Below are 19,519 nucleotides of genomic sequence, written 5' to 3' on the forward strand. Positions count from 1 at the left end.
GATTGGCCGGTGCACAGAGCGGGCCTGGCTGGTCAGGGGGCAGCAGTTCATGGATTCCGATGGCACTTTCGACGCACGTGGCGCACGGTCCGGTCCGGTGCCACGTCCCGCCGGGCCGCCACCGTCCGTGCCGCCCGCCGCGGCGCCCGGGATCCCCGCGCTGCCCGGTCACGCTCCCACCACCCGCCCCGCCGTCGTCGACTGGCTGCGCACCACCCGCCCGGCCGCCGACCCCGGCATCTGGCGCCTCGGCCACCGCGCTCGCCCCGACGAGGAGCCCGAGCTCGTGCCCGCCCGCCGTCTCTTCGCCGGCGCCGTCATCGCGCTGCTCAGCGGCTGGCTGCTGTGGTCGCTCCTGTGGAACGGCTACCTCGGCCGCTACTGGATCTGGCCCCTCCTCGTCATGACCCCGGACTCCTGGCGCTCCGACCCGCCCACCTGGGCCACCGCCAGCTACGTCTACTACGCGATCGTCGGCGGCGGCCTGCTGGTTTTCTTCGCCAGGATCGGCCATGTACCGGAGATCTGGAACCGGTACGTGCGCCGCGCCGACAAGCCCGTCACCCCCCCGCCACCCAGGCCCGAGGCCGACCCGGCCGACTGGCCCGACCTGCGCTCCGCGGGCCTCGCCGATGCGGCCAAGAGCCTCGCCGAAGCCACCCGCGCCGGTGCGCTGGGCGATGTCGACTACGCCAGAATCCGGCGCGCCTGGCAGGGCGTGCACGCCAGGCCCGAACGGCTCGCCGCTTTCACCGACGCGGTGCGCGAACACGGCGCGGCCGCCTGCGCCCACCCCTCAGGCGTACGCGACCTGCCGCTCCGCACCGCCACCCACGATCTGGCCACCGCGCAGGTCAAGATCGGCACCGCCGTCGACGACGACCGCAACCCGTACGCGCGCCGCACCACCGGCGTCGCTCTGGAGCCCGCTCTGCTCGGCACCTCACTGCTCGCCGTCGGGCCGTCCGGATCCGGCAAGAGCGTGCGCCTGGTGCGACCCGTCGTCGAGTCGATGTGCCTTCTCGCGCTGGCCAACCGCGCCGCCGTCGTCGCGGTCACGGCCCACGGCACCGGTGTCGCCCCGGACGATTCCTTCGACCTCGTCATCGCCGTCGGCCGCCCCGACTCCACTCACGACCTCGACCTCTACGGCGGCGCCGACGAGCCGGACGAGGCGGCAAGGATGCTCGCCGAGGCGCTCGTCGGCGATCTCGCCGCCACCCTCCCCGGTGGCGACAGCAGGCGCGCCGCCACCGCGCTGGCCCAGCTCATCGGCCCGTACCAGTGCGTCCACGGCCACTTCCCCGCCGTACCTGAGCTGCGCGAACTGCTCGGCGGCGCACCCGCCGCCGTCGGCGCGCTGCGCACCGCCCTGGAGGCCGCGACCGACCCCGGTGCCGCCGCCCAGCTGCGTGAACTGGACGCCCGCGAGCGGCAGTCGGCCCGCGCCGACGACATCGGCGTACTGCTGGCCGAGCGGATCGCCTTCCTGGACCGGCCCGCCTTCGCGCACTTCTTCCGTACGGACGGCGGCGGCCGGCAGTTCTCGCTGCGCGCCATCGAGCACCCGCTGCGGGTCCGTGTCGACCTGCCCGAGCGCGGCCACGCCGAGGCCTCACGGATCGTCGCGCGCCTGGTCCTCGCCCAGTTCACCGAGGCCGCGCTCAGCCGCTCGGACCGGTCGCTGTTCGCCTGTCTGGTGCTGGACGACGCGACGTACACCGTGACCGCCGACTCGGTGCGCTCGCTCCAGCGGCTGCGCTCCGCCAACGCCGGGGTGGTGCTGACGCTGCGCACCCTGGAGGACGTGCCGGAGACGCTCCGCGGCCCGCTGCTCGGCGCGGTGGGCTGCCGGATGGCGTTCGCCGGCCTCGCTCCCTGGGACGGCGGCCGGTTCGCCGAGACCTGGGGCACGGAATGGGTGCAGACCCGGGACGTCACCAACCGGCAGATCATCTCCGACGAGCCCTTCACCAAGGCGCTGCACATGATGCGCCGCCTGGTCACCGGCAAGGCGGCGACCGCCGAGGCGATCACGGTGCGGGAGGTCGAGCGCGCCCGCTGGTCGGCGTCCGATCTCGCGCACGCCGTGCCCGCCGGGCACGCGGTGCTCTCCCTGACGACCGTACGGGGCGAACACGCGCCGCCCCTGCTGGTGGATCTGCGGACCTGACCGGAACCCAGAACTGCTACTTCCTGGCAGAATCGGTGTACGACGTTCATACGGGACGGCGAAATCCTCCGCGCTTCTGCCTCTGCACCTCTGCTCGAAGGGCCTACGGTCCCCATGCCGCCCACGCTCGCCTCGCTCGTCCAGCACTCGGCGCTCAAACTCACCGTGCGTGCCGGGGAGGACCGGCTCGAGACGCCCGTGCGCTGGGCGCACGTCAGTGAGCTCGCCGACCCCGTGCCGTACATGGAGGGCGGCGAGCTGCTGCTCGTCACGGCGATGACGCTGGACGCCGAGGACCGTGAGGCGATGCGCCGCTATGTGCGCAGGCTGGTGGGCGCGGGCGTCGTCGGACTCGGTTTCGCGGTCGGCGTGTACTACGACGACATCCCGGAGGCGCTCGTCGAGGCGGCGAAGGAGGAGGGGTTCCCGCTCCTCGCCGTACCCCGCCGCACCCCTTTCCTCGCGATCAGCAAGGCGGTCTCCGCGGCGATCGCGGCCGACCAGTACCGGGCGGTGACGGCCGGTTTCGAGGTGCAGCGGGAGCTGACGCGCGCCGCACTCGCCGAGGGCCCCGACGCGGTCGTCGCCCGTCTCGCCGCGCACATCGACGGCTGGGCGGCGCTGTACGACGCCTCCGGCGCGGTGGTCGCCGCCGCGCCCGAATGGTCCGCGCGCCGGGCCGCCAGGCTCACCGGCGACGTGAAGCGGCTGCGCGAGCGGTCCGCGCCCGCGAGCGCCGTCGTCGGCGACACGGAGGATCGCGTGGAGCTGCAGTCGCTCGGCACCGGACGACGGGTGCGCGGCGCGCTGGCCGTCGGTACGGGCGCTCCGCTGGGCACGGCCGAGCGGTATGCCGTGCATTCCGCCGTCGCCCTGCTGACCCTCTCCACGGAGCGCTCACGCGCGCTCCAGGCGGCGGAACAGCGGCTCGGCGCGGCCGTGCTGCGGATGCTGCTCTCCGGCCAGCAGGATCACGCCCGTGCGGTCGCCGGCGATCTGTACGGCGGCCTGCTCGACGCGCCGTTCCGGCTGCTGATCGCCGAACCTGCCGGAGAGCCCGACCCCGCGGCCGAGCATCCGCTCCAGGCGTTCGCCGAGTCGTTGGAGTCGGCGGCGGCGCGGGCCGGCGAGGCGCTGCTCGTCGTACCGGACGTCGACCACCGGCTGGTGGTGCTGGCCGCGGACGGCGGCGCGGTCGTCGCAGCCTGCACCTCCGCATACGCCGAGAAGGAGGCCGAGGACGCCGAGGTCGTCGTCGGGCTCTCGGCGCCGACCGGCCCCATAGCGGCGGCGGGCGCCTACAAACAGGCCGAGCAGGCGCTCTCGGTCGCCCGGCGGCGCGGCCGCGCCCTGGTCGAGCAGGAGGAGCTGGCGGCAGGCTCGATCCTCCCGCTGCTGGCCGACGATGCCGTACGCGCCTTCGCGGACGGGATGCTGCGCGCGCTCTACGAACACGATGCGACCGGCCGCGGAGACCTCGTCGCCTCGCTGCGCGCCTGGCTCTCGCGGCACGGCCAGTGGGACGCCGCCGCCGCGGACCTCGGCGTACACCGCCATACGCTCCGTTACCGGATGCGCAGGGTCGAGGAGATCCTGGGCCGCTCGCTCGACGATCCGGACGTCCGGATGGAGCTGTGGCTGGCGCTGAAGACGACAACGGCCGCCTCGTCGGAGTAGCGGAGCCAGCCCGGGGATTTTCCGTTTCTGTGCCCGAAGTCGGGCAAATTTATTGGTGATTAACGGCTGGAGTGCCTAAGGTCCTGCCTCGTGGCCATCAACTCCAGCACTCCCGAGGCCGGCGCCTCCGTCGTCCCCACCGCCCCGGCGTCCCCGCCCGAACGCCGGATATCCGGAGCGGTCTGGGGCGCGCTCGCCATCGTGTACGTCGTCTGGGGCTCCACCTATCTCGGCATCCGCATCGTCGTGGAGACCATGCCGCCCTTTCTCTCCGCCGGGGCCCGCTTCATCGTGGCGGGCCTGATCCTCGCCGGGCTCGTGGCCTGGCGACAGGGGACCTCGGCGCTCAAGGTCACCCGCGTCCAGCTCGCCTCGGCCGCCATGGTCGGTCTGCTGCTCCTGCTCGGCGGCAACGGCCTCGTCGTGCTGGCCGAGACCTCGGTGCCCTCGGGTCTCGCGGCTCTGCTGATCGCCGTCGTGCCCGCCTGGGTGGTCGTGCTGCGCAGGGCCTTCGGTGAGCGGCCCGGCCTCGGCGCGTACCTGGGCGTCCTGCTCGGCCTCGCGGGCCTCGCCGTGCTGACGCTGCCCGGCCTCAGCGGCGACGTACGCCTGTGGGGCGTCCTCACCGTGATCGTGGCGACCGTCATGTGGTCCGTGGGCTCCTTCTCCTCCTCGAAGATCCCGATGCCGAAGAACCCCTTCGCGGCCAGCGCGTACGAGATGGTCGCGGGCGGCATCGGCTGTCTGCTGGTGGGCCTCGGCCGGGGCGAGCAGCACGGCTTCGCGCTCGGCGAGGTCTCCGCCCGCTCCTGGACCGCCCTCGGCTATCTCGTCGTCTTCGGCTCGCTGGTCGCGTTCACGGCGTACGCCTGGCTGCTGCACTCCGCGCCGCTGTCCCTGGTCGCGACCTACGCTTACGTCAACCCGGTCGTCGCCGTCCTCCTCGGCGCGCTGATCCTGAACGAACAGCTGAGCTGGCCGATCGCCGTCGGCGGCGTGGTGGTGGTGGCGGGGGTCTGCCTGATCGTGTCGACGGAACGTCGCCGCTGAGACAACCCGGCCGAATTCGGCTCGCCGGCGTTCGAGGGGCCCCGTCCGGACCCGGGCCCCCGGGGCGGAGCCCCGGCGGCGGGACGGGCGGGGTGGGGGACAGGCCCCGTGCCACGCACGCCAAATGGGCGGACCCGCCGCGTCCACCACTCCACCCCGGACAAACGCCAGACCGTCCTCCCACCCCTACCGTGGGGCGCAGACACCCCACTACCTCGGAAGGGCCGGGACATGACCTCCACCCACGCCTTCTGGCTCGCCGGCCGCCAGGCCACCGGCGAGGCCACCTTCGATGTCACCTCCCCCTGGGACGGACGCCTCGTCGGTCAGGTCGCCGTCCCGACCGATGCCCAGATCGAGGAAGCCGTCGCCGCCGCGCACGCCGTGCGCGACGAGTTCGCCGCGACCCCGGCACACGTACGCGCCGCAGCCCTCGACCATGTGTCGCGCCGGCTCGTCGACCGCACCGAGGAGATCGCCCAGCTGATTTCCGCCGAGAACGGCAAGCCCGTCAAGTGGGCCCGCGGCGAGGTCGGCCGCGCCGTCTCCGTCTTCCGCTTCGCCGCCGAAGAGGCCCGCCGCTTCAACGGCGGCGAGGCACAGCGCCTCGACACCGACGCCGGCGGCGTCGGCCGGCTCGCGCTGACCCGCCGCTTCCCCAAGGGCGCAGTCCTCGGCATCGCGCCGTTCAACTTCCCGCTGAACCTCTGCGCCCACAAGATCGCCCCGGCGATCGCGGTCGGTGCGCCGATCATCCTCAAGCCCGCACCGGCGACGCCGCTGTCCGGCCTGATCCTCGGTGAGCTGCTGGCCGAGACCGAGCTCCCCGCGGGCTCCTGGTCCGTGCTCCCGGTCCCGAACGACCGGATGCCCGCCCTCGTCCAGGACGAGCGCCTGCCGGTCATCTCCTTCACCGGATCCGACAAGGTCGGTTACGCGATCATGGACTCGGTGCCGCGCAAGCACTGCACCCTGGAGCTGGGCGGCAACGGCGCGGCCGTGGTCCTCGGCGACTTCGGATCCGAGCAGGATCTGGACTGGGCGGCGACCCGTATCGCCACCTTCTCCAACTACCAGGGCGGCCAGTCCTGCATCTCCGTGCAGCGCGTGATCGCCGATGCCACGGTGTACGACCGCCTGCTGCCGAAGATCGTCGCGGCCGTCGGGACCCAGGTCACCGGCGACCCGTCCGACTCCGCCACCGACGTCGGCCCGCTGGTCAGCGAGGACGCGGCCAAGCGCGTCGAATCGTGGGTCGAGGAGGCCGTACAGGCGGGCGCCAAGCTGCTCGCGGGCGGCAAGCGCGACGGTGCCTCGTACGCGCCCACCGTTCTCGCCGACGTCCCGGCGGACACCACCCTCGCCTGCGAGGAGGTCTTCGGACCGGTCCTCACGGTGAAGAAGGTCGACGGAGAGGCGGAGGCCTTCGCCGCCGTCAACGACTCCAAGTACGGTCTGCAGGCAGGCGTGTTCACGCACGATGTGCAGACCGCCTTCCGCGCCCACCGTGCCCTCGAGGTCGGCGGCGTGATCATCGGCGATGTGCCCTCGTACCGCGCGGACCAGATGCCGTACGGCGGTGCCAAGCAGTCCGGCGTCGGCCGCGAGGGCGTGCGGTACGCGATGGACGACTACACGTACGAGCGGGTCCTGGTCCTCACCGGTCTGGCCCTGTAGCGCCTGCAGTACGCCGAGGACAACGGCCGGAGCCCACTGTGCGGGGGCTCCGGCCGTTTTTCTGTGTTAGGGCGACGACGCTGTGCGCGCACTGGTGGAGAGGGCGGGAATCGGGTACTACGGACGGGTAGCACCGGTCGGTACGGCGATGTGCGCCCCGGCCCATGCCCCCGGAAATCCCCGACTCGCGGCGAGGTGAGCCTCATGTCCGCACCACTCGACAAGACCCAAGCTCCGAAGGTCAGTGAGCGCGAAGCACGACAGGTCGCCGAGGCCGCGCGCGAGCAGGACTGGCGCAGGCCCAGCTTCGCCAAGGAACTGTTCCTGGGCCGCTTCCGTCTCGACCTCATCCACCCGCATCCGCTGCCCGCCGAGGAGGACGCCCAGCGTGGCGAGGAATTCCTGGCGAAGCTGCGCGACTTCTGCGAGACGCAGATCGACGGCGCCCGTATCGAACGGGAGGCGCGGATCCCGGACGAGGTGATCAACGGGCTCAAGGAGCTCGGCGCGCTCGGCATGAAGATCGACACGAAGTACGGCGGCCTCGGCCTCACCCAGGTGTACTACAACAAGGCGCTGGCGCTGGTCGGCTCGGCGAACCCGGCGATCGGCGCGCTGCTCTCCGCGCATCAGTCGATCGGCGTACCGCAGCCGCTGAAACTTTTCGGCACGCAGGAGCAGAAGGACGTCTTCCTGCCGCGCCTCGCCCGTACCGACATCTCCGCCTTCCTGCTCACCGAGCCGGACGTCGGGTCCGACCCGGCCCGCCTGGCCACCATGGCCGTCCCGGACGGCGACTCGTACGTCCTCGACGGCGTCAAGCTCTGGACGACGAACGGAGTCGTCGCCGATCTCCTCGTGGTCATGGCCCGCGTCCCCAAGTCGGACGGCCACAAGGGCGGCATCACCGCGTTCGTCGTCGAGGCCGCGAGCGAGGGCATCACGGTCGAGCACCGCAACGCCTTCATGGGCCTGCGCGGCCTCGAGAACGGCGTCACCCGCTTCCACCAGGTGCGCGTCCCCGCCGCAAACCGCATCGGCCCCGAGGGCGCCGGCCTCAAGATCGCCCTCACCACCCTCAACACCGGTCGCCTCTCGCTGCCCGCGATGTGCGTCGGCGCCGGCAAGTGGTGTCTGAAAATCGCCCGCGAGTGGTCGGCGGCCCGCGAGCAGTGGGGCAAGCCGGTCGCCAGGCACGAGGCCGTCGGCGCCAAGATCTCCTTCATCGCGGCGACCACCTTCGCCCTGGAAGCGGTGCTCGATCTCTCCTCCCAGATGGCCGACGAGGACCGCAACGACATCCGTATCGAGGCTGCGCTGGCCAAGCTGTACGGCTCGGAGATGGCCTGGCTGATGGCCGACGAACTGGTCCAGATCCGCGGCGGACGAGGCTACGAGACCGCGGAATCGCTGGCGGCCCGCGGCGAACGGGCGGTCCCCGCCGAGCAGATCCTGCGTGACCTGCGTATCAACCGCATCTTCGAGGGTTCGACGGAGATCATGCATCTGCTGATCGCCCGTGAGGCCGTCGACGCCCATCTCGCCGTGGCCGGGGACATCATCGACCCCGACAAACCGCTGTCCGCAAAGGCGAAGGCGGGCGCGAATGCCGCCGGGTTCTACGCCCGCTGGCTCCCGAAGCTGGTCACGGGGCGGGGCCAACTCCCGGGCACGTACGGCGAGTTCCACCCGTCCGGCTATCCGGACCTCTCCGGGCACCTGCGCTACGTCGAACGCTCGGCCCGCAAGCTGGCCCGCTCCACCTTCTACGCCATGTCCCGCTGGCAGGGCCGGATGGAGACCAAGCAGGGCTTCCTCGGCAGGATCGTCGACATCGGCGCGGAGCTGTTCGCGATGAGCGCGGCGTGTGTACGCGCTGAGCTGTTGCGTACGTCCGAGGGGTACGGCCGCGAGGCGTACCAGCTGGCCGACGCCTTCTGCCGGCAGTCCCGCATCCGCGTCGAGGAACTCTTCACTCGTCTGTGGTCCAACACCGACGACCTCGACCGCAAGGTGGTGGAGGGCGTCCTGTCCGGTACGTACACGTGGCTGGAACAGGGCATCATCGACCCGAGCGGAGACGGCCCCTGGATCGCGGACGCGACCCCCGGCCCGGCCGAACGGGACAACGTCCACCGCCCGATCCGCTGAGAGACTCCGGGGTGTCCGGCGGACGCCCCGGAGTGACGTCCGCGGCGTGATGACCGCCGCGGACGTGCTCTCCGTACGCGCCGTGCCGAGGAGGGCACGCCCTCCTCGGCAGGCGGCCCCGCCCCACCGTGACCCGGACCTGCTCGTCACTCGGTCCGGACCGGTCATTCGCCTGCCCCGCGGAGTGCTTCGTCGCCGGCACGGTCGGGGGCACTTCCGGAACCTTCTCGACCGCACCGGTCCCCGTGCCCGACAATCGACCTTCGATCACGGTCAACACGGAATCGGGGCAGGGATGTTCGGGGCGGGGAATCAAGGCGTTCGCCGGCGGGCGGCTGCCCTCCTGATGGCGGTGGCGCTCAGCGCCGTCGCCGCGTGCGGCAGCAGTGACGACAAGGACGGCAAGGGCGGCGGGGGGACCAAGACGGACGACAGGCCGCCCGCCTCCGCCCCGAAGGCCCTCACCGAGGCCCGGCTCAAGGCCGTCTCCTTCACCGAAGGTGAGAAGGTCGGCACCTACACGGCCTCCGAGTTCACCCTCGGCGCGCCGCTCGGCGAGGACTACACCGCCGATCCCGTCATCTGCCAGCCCCTTGTCAGCCTCGCCGAGGGCTCCACCAGCCACGACCCCGCCGCCGAGGTCAACCGCCAGGTCGACATCCCCGACGAGATGGCCGGGCTCGGCGTCGCCGTACAACTGCGCTCGTACGCGAACGGTGAGGCCGCCGCCGTCATGAAGGCCCTCGGCACCGCGGGGACCCGGTGCGCCGGCGGGTTCACCGAAGAGCGCGCCATCGCCAGGGCGAAGTACCTGAAGGTGGAGCCCGCCAAGGCGCCCGCCTTCGGGGACGAGGCGACGGCGTTCCGCTTCACCATCCTCGATGTGAAGGGGAAGCTGAAGCTCTACGAGTACCTGACCGTCGTCCGCTCGGGCTCCACCACGCTCTCCTTCCGCGCCGAGATCATCGGCACCAAGGACGTCGGAGGAGTGCCCGAAGAGGTCATGAAGGCCCAGTGGGAGAAGTTCCGGGCGGGCTCGAGCACCGGAACCTAGGGACGCACTGTCCGGCCGGACAGGGGTAGCGGCCACAATGGGGGGATGAGCGACAGCCCATCCCCCCTCGCCGACCCGCACCTCGTCTTCGACGCGACCGAAGGCCGCCGGGACATCGTCGTCCTCGGCTCCACCGGGTCCATCGGCACGCAGGCCATCGACCTGGTACTGCGCAACCCCGACCGCTTCCGTGTCACCGCTCTCTCCGCCGCCGGCGGCCGCGTCGCACTCCTCGCCGAGCAGGCACGGCAGTTGGGCGTCGACACGGTCGCGGTGGCCCGCGAGGACACGGTGCCGGCGCTTCGCGAGGCACTCGCGGAGCAGTACGGATCCGCGCCCCTGCCCGAGGTCCTGGCAGGACCCGGTGCCGCCACCGAGCTCGCCGCCTCCGCCTGCCACACCGTGCTCAACGGCATCACCGGATCCATCGGACTCGCGCCCACCCTCGCCGCCCTCGAGGCCGGCCGGACGCTCGCCCTCGCCAACAAGGAGTCGCTCATCGTCGGCGGGCCGCTGGTCAAGGCCCTCGCCAAGCCCGGCCAGATCATTCCGGTCGACTCCGAGCACGCCGCCCTCTTCCAGGCGCTGGCCGCGGGGACGAGGGCCGACGTACGCAAGCTGGTGGTGACGGCCTCCGGCGGGCCGTTCCGTGGCCGTACGCGTGCCGAGCTGGCACATGTCGCTCCCCAGGACGCTCTCGCCCACCCCACGTGGGCCATGGGCCCGGTGATCACGGTGAACAGCGCCACACTCGTCAACAAGGGGCTGGAGGTCATCGAGGCGCATCTCCTCTACGACATCCCCTTCGACCGCATCGAGGTCGTCGTACATCCTCAGTCCTACGTTCACTCCATGGTGGAGTTCACGGACGGCTCGACCATCGCCCAGGCGACCCCGCCCGATATGCGAGGCCCGATCGCCCTCGGCATCGGCTGGCCCGAGCGGGTGCCCGACGCCGCCCCCGCCTTTGACTGGTCCAGGGCCTCGAGCTGGGAGTTCTTCCCGCTCGACACCGAGGCCTTCCCCTCGGTGGGACTCGCCCGGCAGGTGGGGGAGCTGGGCGGAACGGCCCCGGCGGTGTTCAATGCCGCGAATGAGGAGTGCGTGGACGCATTCCTCGCCGGGCGGCTGCCGTTCAACGGAATCATGGATACGGTCACCGGAGTCGTCGCCGAACACGGCGTTCCCGCCTCGGGAACCTCACTTACGGTGGCAGACGTCCTGGAAGCGGAGACCTGGGCCCGGGCGAGGGCCCGGGAACTGGCGGTTAAGGCGACAGCGGAGGCTCGCGCATGACGATTCTGTTGACGGTCCTCGGCATAGCTCTCTTTGCTGTGGGACTGCTGGTCTCGATCGCCTGGCACGAGCTGGGCCATTTGTCGACGGCCAAGCTCTTCGGCATCCGCGTGCCCCAGTACATGGTCGGCTTCGGCCCCACCATCTGGTCCCGGCACAAGGGCGAGACGGAGTACGGAATCAAGGCCATCCCGATGGGTGGCTACATCCGCATGATCGGGATGTTCCCGCCGGGGGAGGACGGCCGGATCGCGGCCCGGTCCACCTCGCCCTGGCGCGGGATGATCGAGGACGCCCGCTCGGCTGCCTTCGAGGAGCTGAAGCCCGGCGACGAGAACCGGCTCTTCTACACGCGCAAGCCGTGGAAGCGCGTCATCGTGATGTTCGCGGGACCGTTCATGAACCTGGTCCTCGCCGTCGCGATCTTCCTCGGGGTGTCGATGTCCTTCGGCTTCGCCACCCAGACCACCCAGGTCGCCGGGGTCCAGAAGTGCGTCATCTCGCAGAGCGAAGAGCGCGACAAGTGCCAGAAGGGCGACCCGGTCTCGCCCGCCCAGGCCGCGGGTCTGAGGGAGGGCGACAAGATCGTCGCCTTCAACTCGGAGCCCGTCACCGACTGGTCCGAGCTGTCGAACCACATCCGCGAGACGATCGGCCCCGCCACCATCACCGTCGAGCGTGACGGCAAGGAGCAGGTACTCAAGGCCACCCTCGCCCGGAACCTGGTGGTCAAGAAGGACGCGGACGGAGCGGCCGTCCCCGGCAAATTCGTCCCCGCCGGATATCTGGGCTTCGCCGCGCAGACCGAGATCGTGCCGCTCTCCTTCACCGATTCCGTGAACCGCATGGGCGACATGATCGAGAACAGCGTCGATTCGATCGTCGCGCTGCCGTCCAAGATCCCCGACCTGTGGAACGCGGCCTTCAGTGACGGCGAGCGCAAGGCCGACTCCCCGGTGGGTGTCGTCGGCGCGGCGCGTATCAGCGGTGAGGTGCTGAACCTGGACGTCCCGACGCAGAGCATCATCGCGACCTTCCTGATGCTGCTCGCGACGTTCAACCTCTCGCTGTTCCTGTTCAACATGCTGCCGCTGCTGCCGCTGGACGGCGGGCATATCGCAGGGGCGGTATGGGAGTCCGTACGCCGCAATATCGCGAAGGTGTTCCGCCGTCCGGACCCGGGTCCGTTCGACGTGGCCAAGCTGATGCCGGTCGCCTATGTCGTGGCGGGAATCTTCATCTGCTTCACGCTGCTCGTGCTGGTGGCCGACATCGTGAATCCGGTCAAGATCAGCTGAGCGAGTCCCTTTCGTGGCGGCCGGACACCCTTTGTGTCCGGCCGCTCACCTTTGAGTGGACTCCGGGCGGCGATGTGCTGGGCCGAACCTCAGTGCCGTAATCTCGGAGTCTGGAGCCCGCCGATCTCGGGACCTCGATCCACACCTTGGGGTTGCACAGCAGATGACTGCAATTTCGCTCGGAATGCCGTCCGTTCCGACCAAGCTCGCCGACCGGAGGGTCAGCCGCAAGATCCAGGTCGGCACCGTGGCCGTCGGCGGGGACGCTCCCGTATCGGTGCAGTCGATGACGACCACGCGCACCTCCGACATCGGCGCGACGCTGCAGCAGATCGCCGAACTGACCGCGTCCGGCTGCCAGATCGTACGGGTCGCCTGTCCCACCCAGGACGACGCGGACGCGCTGGCCACCATCGCGCGCAAGTCGCAGATCCCGGTGATCGCGGACATCCACTTCCAGCCGAAATACGTCTTCGCCGCGATCGACGCCGGCTGCGCGGCGGTCCGGGTCAATCCGGGCAACATCAAGCAGTTCGACGACAAGGTCAAGGAGATCGCCCGCGCGGCCGGCGAGACCGGCACCCCGATCCGTATCGGTGTCAATGCCGGATCGCTCGATGCCCGGCTCCTCGCCAAGTACGGCAAGGCGACGCCTGAGGCGCTCGTCGAGTCCGCGCTGTGGGAGGCGTCCCTCTTCGAGGAGCACGGCTTCCGCGACATCAAGATCTCGGTCAAGCACAACGACCCGGTCGTGATGGTGGGCGCCTACCGGCAGCTCGCCGCCCAGTGCGACTACCCCCTGCACCTCGGCGTCACCGAAGCCGGCCCCGCCTTCCAGGGCACCATCAAGTCGGCCGTCGCCTTCGGCGCGCTGCTCAGCGAGGGCATCGGCGACACCATCCGGGTCTCGCTCTCCGCCCCGCCCGCCGAAGAGGTCAAGGTCGGCATCCAGATCCTGGAGTCGCTGAATCTGCGGCAGCGCCGTCTGGAGATCGTTTCCTGCCCCTCCTGCGGCCGCGCGCAGGTCGACGTCTACAAGCTCGCCGACCAGGTCACGGCGGGTCTCGAGGGCATGGAGGTGCCGCTGCGCGTCGCCGTCATGGGCTGCGTCGTCAACGGCCCCGGCGAGGCCCGCGAGGCCGACCTCGGCGTCGCCTCAGGAAACGGCAAGGGCCAGATCTTCGTGAAGGGCGAGGTCATCAAGACCGTCCCCGAGTCGAAGATCGTCGAGACCCTCATCGAAGAGGCGATGAAGATCGCCGAGCAGATGGAGAAGGACGGCATCGCGTCCGGCGAGCCCGAGATCTCCGTCAGCTGACATTTCCGTACCGGCCCCGTGCACGTCCCCTGGCGTGTCGCGGGGCCTTGTGCTGGGCTCGGCACCCCGCAGACCTGCCAGGTACAGTGCGGAGACCAGCAGACCGTATGGTGAGGCCCCCTCGTGTTGACGCAGACCACCACCCGGGTCCTCGAACCCAGCGACCTCGGCGCAGCGCTCGCGATCCTCGAGAGCGAGCCCGTGACGAATGCCTTCGTCACGTCCCGCGTCCAGGTCGCCGGGCTCGACCCCTGGCGCCTCGGCGGCGAGATGTGGGGCTGGTACGCGGACGGGCGGCTGCGCTCGCTGTGCTATTCCGGCGCCAATCTCGTGCCCATCTGTGCCACCCCCGAAGCCGTACGCGCCTTCGCCGAGCGGGCCCGCAGGACAGGCCGCCGCTGCTCCTCCATCGTCGGCCCGGCCGAGTCCACCGCCGAGCTGTGGCGGCTGCTCGAGCCGAGCTGGGGCCCGGCCAGGGACGTGCGCGCCCAGCAGCCCCTCATGGTCACCGAGCAGCCCCCCGGCGGCATCGAGCCGGATCCTTACGTCCGCCGCATCCGCAAGGACGAGATAGACGTGATCATGCCGGCCTGCGTGGCGATGTTCACCGAGGAGGTCGGCGTCTCGCCGATGGCCGGTGACGGTGGCCTGCTCTACCAGGCACGGGTGGCCGAACTCGTCGGCGCGGGAAGGTCGTTCGCCCGTATCGACGACGGCAAGGTCGTCTTCAAGGCCGAGATCGGCGCGGCCACCAGCGAGGCCTGCCAGATCCAAGGCGTCTGGGTCGCACCGGAGTTCCGCGGCCGCGGGCTGTCCGAGACGGGCATGGCGGCCGTGCTGCGCTATGCCCTGCAGGATGTCGCACCGGTCGTCAGCCTGTACGTGAACGACTACAACACCGCAGCCAGGGCGGCGTACCGGCGGGTCGGCTTCCGCGAGGTCGGCGCCTTCATGAGCGTGCTGTTCTGACCGCCCGCAGTGGGAAGTAGGGTTTCGCGCATGGCAGCACTTTCAGGAGGCGGACCCCGGACGCCCAGCGTTGCGGTCGGGCCGGTCGATCTCGCCGCACGGGTCGATGAGGCCCTCGCGGTGCAGGCCCTCGCCTTCGGACTCACCGACGACGAGATCGAGGTGCGCCGTCATATCGTCTACCGGCATCTCCTGCACCCGGGGGCCCGTGCACTCGGTGCGCTGACGGAGTCGGGCCGCCTTGTGGGATTCGTCTACGGCATGCCCAACGACCGCACGCACTGGTGGTCCACCGTCGTCGAGCCGTATCTGCGCGGCAACGGCTCCGACGGCTGGCTCGACAACTCCTTTGTGATCACCGAACTCCATGTCCACCCCGGCTTCCAGGGCCGGGGCATCGGCCGCTCGCTGATCACCACGATCACCGACTGCGTCGACCAGCCGCGCTCGATCCTCTCCGCGATCGACACCGAGAGCCCGGCCCGTGGCCTGTACCGAGCGCTTGGCTACCAGGACCTCGCGCGGCAGGTCGTCTTCCCCAGCGCACCCAGTCCGTACGCCGTCATGGGCGCCCCGCTGCCGCTGCTGCGCGGGAACTGATTTCCGCCTGCCGGTGCCCCCCGGCTAACCTCCTGCTCATCACACGTTCCGAGCAGGAGTTCACCATGGCCCAGGTCCAGCGCATGTCCCGTCTGATGGTCAAGACACTGCGCGACGACCCGGCGGACGCGGAGACGCTCAACCACAAGCTGCTCGTGCGCGCCGGCTATGTGCGCCGTACGTCCGCCGGCATCTGGAGCTGGCTGCCGCTCGGCAAGAAGGTCCTGGAGAACATCACCCGCGTGGTCCGCGAGGAGATGGACGCCATCGGCGGCCAGGAAGTGCTGCTGCCCGCGCTGCTGCCCAAGGAGTCGTACGACGCGAGCGGGCGGTACGAGGAGTACGGCGACCTGCTCTTCCGCCTCAAGGACCGCAAGGGCGCCGACTACCTCCTCGGCCCCACACACGAAGAGATCTTCACCCAGGTCGTCAAGGACCAGTGCTCGTCCTACAAGGACCTGCCGGTGATCCTCTACCAGATCCAGACGAAGTACCGCGACGAGGCCCGTCCGCGCGCGGGTGTGCTGCGCGGCCGCGAGTTCCAGATGAAGGACTCGTACTCCTTCGACACCACCGACGAGGGTCTCGTCGAGTCGTACCGGCTGCACCGCGACGCCTACATCCGGATCTTCGAGCGGCTCGGCCTCGACCACCGCATCGTCTCGGCGGTCTCGGGCGCGATGGGTGGCTCGGCGTCCGAGGAGTTCCTGGCCCCGGCCCCGGCCGGCGAGGACACCTTCGTGGACTGTCCGGCCTGCGACTACGCGGCCAACACGGAGGCCGTGACCTTCACCGCGACCGCGGCGGAGGCCACCTCCCACGGGCCCGTCGAGGAACTGGACACCCCCGACACCCCCACCATCGAGACCCTCGCCGCACACCTGGGCGTCCCGGCCTCGGCGACCCTGAAGAACCTGCTGGTCAAGGTGGACGGCGAGATCGTCGCGGTCGGTGTCCCCGGCGACCGCGAGGTGGACCTCGGCAAGCTCGGCGAGCACCTGGCCCCGGCGGAGGTCGAGCTGGTCACCGCGGAGGACTTCGTGGAGCGCCCCGATCTCGTACGCGGCTATGTCGGCCCGCAGGGCCTCGCCAAGGTCCGTTACATCGCCGACCCGCGCATCGCGCCCGGCACGGCCTGGGTGACCGGCGCGAACAAGCCGGACACGCACGCGAAGAACGTCGTCTGCGGCCGTGACTTCGAGGTGGACGACTACCTCGACGTGGTCGTGGTCGAGGACGGCGACCCCTGCCCGAAGTGCGGCGCGGGCCTGAGGCTCGACCGCGCGATCGAGATCGGCCACATCTTCCAGCTGGGCCGCAAGTTCGCGGACGCCTTCCAGCTCGACGTCCTGGGCCAGAACGGCAAGCCGGTCCGGGTGACGATGGGCTCGTACGGCATCGGCGTCTCCCGCGCGGTGGCGGCCCTGGCCGAGCAGACGGCCGACGACAAGGGCTTGTGCTGGCCGCGCGAGATCGCCCCGGCGGACGTCCACGTGGTGGCGGCGGGCAAGGCACTCCAGACGGAGCTGGCGCTCGAGGTCGCGGAGAAGCTGGCCGCGGTGGGTCTGCGCGTACTGGTCGACGAGCGCCCCGGAGTCTCGCCGGGCGTGAAGTTCACGGACGCGGAACTGATCGGCGTCCCGAAGATCCTGGTGGCGGGCCGTCGCTCGGCCGAGGGCGTGGTGGAACTGAAGGACCGCCGCACGGGCGAGCGCGAAGAACTGACGGTGGCCGAGGCGATCACGCGCCTCAGTGCCTGACCCTGTGTGCGCGTCTTGCGGCCCGAGGCCGGGCCTCGTGGGGTGGCCTGAGCGTCCTCGGCGCGAGGCCGGGGGTCCTGGGGCGGTCTGAAGCCTCTGCGCCGCGAGGCCGGGGGCCTGGGGCCTGGGGTGGTTTGAGCCTCTGTGGCGCGAGGCCGGGCGCGTGGAGGCGCGCCGGCCCCACACCGCGTGGCCGCGCGTTTCTTGGGCGAGGGTTTGGGCCCGACGCCGCGAGGCCGGTTTTCTTGGGTGGCCTGAGCTCCCACGCTGCGAGGACCGTCCTGAGTCTCTACGCCGCGGAGCCGGCGTCCCCCGGAGTGTGGGGGCGTCAGCCGGTGCCGCGAAGTCGACCTCCCTGGGGCCCTGCCCTCGTACGCCCCGAGGCCGGGTGTCCTGGGGTGGCCTGAGTCTCGGCGCCGCGGAGCTGGCGCCCCAGGGTGTGCGGGCGTCAGCACCCACCTGTCCCTCCCCCCCGGGGGCCTGGGGGCACCGCCCCCAGTTTCGGGAAGGGGCGGGTAGGGGAAAGCGCCCCGCAGGCGCCCCGCGCCCCGTCCTCCGGAACCGTCGGCTACAGCCAGCCCGCGAACTCCAGCGCCAGTTCGCCCTCCCGGCGCCGCCCCGCCGCAATCGCCCGTGTGCCCGACTCCACCGCCCGGAACAGCGTCCAGCCGCGCAGACGTTCCCGGTCCACCTCCAGCGAGTCCGCGAGCTTGTTCACCCGCCGGCGGGCCGCAGACGCACCGGCTGATGCCGCGATCAGGTCCTCGACCCGGTCGCGGACCAGGCGCGCCAGGTCGTAGGCGCGTTCACCCACCAGCGGCTCCGGCCCGACCGCGAGCCATGGCGTGCGGTCGGCCGCGAGGACCTTGCCCTGGCGGAAGTTGCCGTGCAGCAGCAGGAGTTCGGGCGACAGGGCGGTCAGCTCGTCGCGCGCGGCAAGCGCCGCGGCGACCAGTGAAGTTGCCGCCGGATCCGCGAACGCGCGCACCGCCTCCGCCTGCCGCGCCGTCCGCTCCGCCACAGTCTCGAAGCCGTGGTCCGCCGGCGGTTCGACCCACAGCCGCCGCACCGTCCCCGCCGCCTCCAGCAGTGCTTTCGCCTCCGGCAGCGACCGCAGGGACATCTCCGGATGCAGCCGCTCCAGCAGCAGCGCGTCCTCGGACGACGCGAGCAGCCGGACCGCGCCCCAGCCGTCCCAGCGCTCCAGCGCCGCCCGCTCCAGCGCCGGGGTGGTGAAGGACGGGGCGGCCTTCAGCGCGGCGGCCGTACCGTCGGGCTGTCGTACGAGGACGACCAGACTGCTCCTGCCGCCCGGCGCCATCACCCGCTCGACGTCCAGCTCCCACCGGTCCACCGACTCCTGGACCGTCTTGGGCAGCTGCCCGAGCCAGTCCTCCGCGGCCGTGTCCCCGTAAGTCTCACCAAGTGCCTTGACGAGCCGCTGCGGTGGTTCGAAAGCCATACGTCCGTTGTTCCCTTTCCGCTTCAGCGCGCTCGACGCCCACTCCGCTCGGCGAGCCCTGGAAAGGCTACGCCGCTGCCGCGCCAGCGCACCGCACGGACGGCCGCCTCGCTCAGTGCGCCCGCGGCCTCCCGGCGCAGCGGCCCTTCCGAGGCCCGTACGAGATCGGAATAGACGCCCGCGACCCGGTCCTCGAGCACCGCGGCGAGGCGCACCGCGGCAGCCGCGTCCGGCACAAGGAAGGGCAGCGCGTACGCCGGGGCTGCCGCGGCCGGCGCCCCGCCCAGGTCGCGCACGGTGCGCACCAGCGCGTCCCGCCGGGCCCGGTGCGCGGCGTACGCGGCCTTGGCCTCGGCCTCCCGGTCGTCGCCGATCCGGCCGCCGACGACCCCGTACCCGTACACCGCCGCATGCTCCGCGGCGAGCGCGGCCTGTACGGCCTTCAGCGTGTCCGGCGTGCTCATCACGCGCCACCCTTCGTCAGCAGGTACGCATGCGCGGCGCCGGCCGCCGCGACCGAGGCGAGCAGCCGGGCCAGCTCGGGCTCCGCGTCGACAAGGGCGGCGGTGTGCGCGTCGGAGGTACGGCGCTCAGCAGTGGCCAGCGCCTTGACCGCGGCCTTGGCATCGGCCGGGACCGGCAGCGGTGGTGCCACCCGCGTCGTTCCGCCGAGCGCCGCCGCATGCTCGGCGACCTCCGCCCGCAGAACGGTCAACTGGCCGGTCAGCGCCGGATGTTGCGTGATGACGGCGTCGTACTGGTCACGCAGCGCACCGCTCGTGGCGGCGAGCCTGCGCCTGAGTGCCGCCTCCGCGCGCGCCGGATCGCGAGCCGAACCCGCGGTACTTCGTCCCTTGGGTTCATCCGTCGAACAGCCCGTCAACAGTCCGGCCGCCGCCGCCCCCGTCACGATGAGCGCACGCCTCCGTGTTGTCCCCGTGCGCCCCACGCGTCTCTCCCTCGGGCCTTGCTGTGATCATCGCCGCAGGCGAGCGTACCTGCGGGTCAGGCGCAGGTGGACGGCAACACCCCCC

At 71.3% G+C, this 19,519-nt stretch carries 15 protein-coding genes; 12 read left to right on the forward strand and 3 right to left on the reverse strand.

What is annotated here, in order from left to right:
* Positions 1–49 precede the first annotated feature (49 nt).
* From OG966_RS29405 to OG966_RS29460, 12 genes are all read left to right on the forward strand, one after another.
* Positions 50–2,173 carry an ATP-binding protein gene (locus OG966_RS29405; protein ID WP_326652941.1) on the forward strand — a complete coding sequence of 708 codons (2,124 nt, stop codon included), beginning with the start codon at positions 50–52 and terminating at the stop codon, positions 2,171–2,173.
* A 114-nt stretch (positions 2,174–2,287) separates the two neighbouring features.
* Positions 2,288–3,850, forward strand: a complete 1,563-nt coding sequence (locus tag OG966_RS29410) for a PucR family transcriptional regulator (RefSeq protein ID WP_326652942.1) — start codon at positions 2,288–2,290, stop codon at positions 3,848–3,850.
* A gap of 96 nt (positions 3,851–3,946) precedes the next feature.
* Complete coding sequence (locus tag OG966_RS29415) at positions 3,947–4,900, forward strand: EamA family transporter (protein ID WP_442806817.1); 954 nt, start codon at positions 3,947–3,949, stop codon at positions 4,898–4,900.
* 231 nt (positions 4,901–5,131) lie between these two features.
* On the forward strand, positions 5,132–6,577 hold the full coding sequence (locus OG966_RS29420) for an aldehyde dehydrogenase family protein (RefSeq protein WP_326652944.1): 1,446 nt from the start codon (positions 5,132–5,134) through the stop codon (positions 6,575–6,577).
* 204 nt (positions 6,578–6,781) lie between these two features.
* Complete coding sequence (locus tag OG966_RS29425; protein WP_326652945.1) at positions 6,782–8,728, forward strand: acyl-CoA dehydrogenase family protein; 1,947 nt, start codon at positions 6,782–6,784, stop codon at positions 8,726–8,728.
* 352 nt (positions 8,729–9,080) lie between these two features.
* Positions 9,081–9,782: a hypothetical protein gene (locus tag OG966_RS29430; RefSeq protein WP_326652946.1), complete on the forward strand. Its 702-nt coding sequence runs from the start codon at positions 9,081–9,083 to the stop codon at positions 9,780–9,782.
* A 45-nt stretch (positions 9,783–9,827) separates the two neighbouring features.
* Positions 9,828–11,078, forward strand: a complete 1,251-nt coding sequence (dxr, locus tag OG966_RS29435) for a 1-deoxy-D-xylulose-5-phosphate reductoisomerase (RefSeq protein WP_326652947.1) — start codon at positions 9,828–9,830, stop codon at positions 11,076–11,078.
* Positions 11,075–12,376, forward strand: coding sequence for a M50 family metallopeptidase (locus OG966_RS29440; RefSeq protein WP_326652948.1), 1,302 nt, complete (start codon positions 11,075–11,077; stop codon positions 12,374–12,376). The genes dxr and OG966_RS29440 overlap by 4 nt, the downstream gene beginning before the upstream one ends.
* 163 nt (positions 12,377–12,539) lie before the next feature.
* Entirely contained in the window at positions 12,540–13,694 is a 1,155-nt protein-coding gene (ispG, locus tag OG966_RS29445; protein ID WP_326652949.1) for a flavodoxin-dependent (E)-4-hydroxy-3-methylbut-2-enyl-diphosphate synthase, read from the forward strand.
* 126 nt (positions 13,695–13,820) lie between these two features.
* Positions 13,821–14,663, forward strand: coding sequence for a GNAT family N-acetyltransferase (locus OG966_RS29450; protein WP_326655420.1), 843 nt, complete (start codon positions 13,821–13,823; stop codon positions 14,661–14,663).
* Positions 14,664–14,693: 30 nt separating this feature from the next.
* Positions 14,694–15,263, forward strand: a complete 570-nt coding sequence (locus OG966_RS29455; protein ID WP_326652950.1) for a GNAT family N-acetyltransferase — start codon at positions 14,694–14,696, stop codon at positions 15,261–15,263.
* Between the two features lie 65 nt (positions 15,264–15,328).
* Complete coding sequence (locus tag OG966_RS29460; protein ID WP_326652951.1) at positions 15,329–17,023, forward strand: proline--tRNA ligase; 1,695 nt, start codon at positions 15,329–15,331, stop codon at positions 17,021–17,023.
* Between the two features lie 568 nt (positions 17,024–17,591).
* On the opposite strand, the gene OG966_RS29465 is transcribed toward OG966_RS29460, so the two are convergent.
* Genes OG966_RS29465 through OG966_RS29475 form a run of 3 tightly spaced genes read right to left on the reverse strand, consistent with a single transcriptional unit; the run spans position 17,592 to position 19,434 of the window.
* The gene (locus OG966_RS29465; RefSeq protein WP_326652952.1) at positions 17,592–18,485 is read right to left on the reverse strand and encodes an aminoglycoside phosphotransferase family protein; all 894 of its coding nucleotides are present in this window, start codon (positions 18,483–18,485) and stop codon (positions 17,592–17,594) included.
* A gap of 23 nt (positions 18,486–18,508) precedes the next feature.
* On the reverse strand, positions 18,509–18,949 hold the full coding sequence (locus OG966_RS29470; RefSeq protein ID WP_326652953.1) for a ferritin-like domain-containing protein: 441 nt from the start codon (positions 18,947–18,949) through the stop codon (positions 18,509–18,511).
* Positions 18,949–19,434 (reverse strand): hypothetical protein, encoded by a 486-nt coding sequence (locus tag OG966_RS29475; protein WP_326652955.1) that lies wholly within the window; start codon positions 19,432–19,434, stop codon positions 18,949–18,951. The genes OG966_RS29470 and OG966_RS29475 overlap by 1 nt, the downstream gene beginning before the upstream one ends.
* Positions 19,435–19,519 lie beyond the last annotated feature (85 nt).

Source organism: Streptomyces sp. NBC_01750, assembly GCF_035918095.1.
Lineage (GTDB): Bacteria > Actinomycetota > Actinomycetes > Streptomycetales > Streptomycetaceae > Streptomyces.

What these genes read in the sequence shown, in the direction of transcription:
- OG966_RS29425 (WP_326652945.1), top strand. Translation starts at nt 6,782, where the DNA reads ATGTCCGCACCACTCGACAAGACCCAAGCTCCGAAGGTCAGTGAGCGC.
- OG966_RS29465 (WP_326652952.1), bottom strand. Translation starts at nt 18,485, where the DNA reads ATGGCTTTCGAACCACCGCAGCGGCTCGTCAAGGCACTTGGTGAGACT.
- OG966_RS29420 (WP_326652944.1), top strand. Translation starts at nt 5,132, where the DNA reads ATGACCTCCACCCACGCCTTCTGGCTCGCCGGCCGCCAGGCCACCGGC.
- OG966_RS29470 (WP_326652953.1), bottom strand. Translation starts at nt 18,949, where the DNA reads ATGAGCACGCCGGACACGCTGAAGGCCGTACAGGCCGCGCTCGCCGCG.
- ispG (WP_326652949.1), top strand. Translation starts at nt 12,540, where the DNA reads ATGACTGCAATTTCGCTCGGAATGCCGTCCGTTCCGACCAAGCTCGCC.
- OG966_RS29455 (WP_326652950.1), top strand. Translation starts at nt 14,694, where the DNA reads ATGGCAGCACTTTCAGGAGGCGGACCCCGGACGCCCAGCGTTGCGGTC.
- OG966_RS29410 (WP_326652942.1), top strand. Translation starts at nt 2,288, where the DNA reads ATGCCGCCCACGCTCGCCTCGCTCGTCCAGCACTCGGCGCTCAAACTC.
- OG966_RS29460 (WP_326652951.1), top strand. Translation starts at nt 15,329, where the DNA reads ATGGCCCAGGTCCAGCGCATGTCCCGTCTGATGGTCAAGACACTGCGC.
- dxr (WP_326652947.1), top strand. Translation starts at nt 9,828, where the DNA reads ATGAGCGACAGCCCATCCCCCCTCGCCGACCCGCACCTCGTCTTCGAC.
- OG966_RS29440 (WP_326652948.1), top strand. Translation starts at nt 11,075, where the DNA reads ATGACGATTCTGTTGACGGTCCTCGGCATAGCTCTCTTTGCTGTGGGA.
- OG966_RS29405 (WP_326652941.1), top strand. Translation starts at nt 50, where the DNA reads ATGGATTCCGATGGCACTTTCGACGCACGTGGCGCACGGTCCGGTCCG.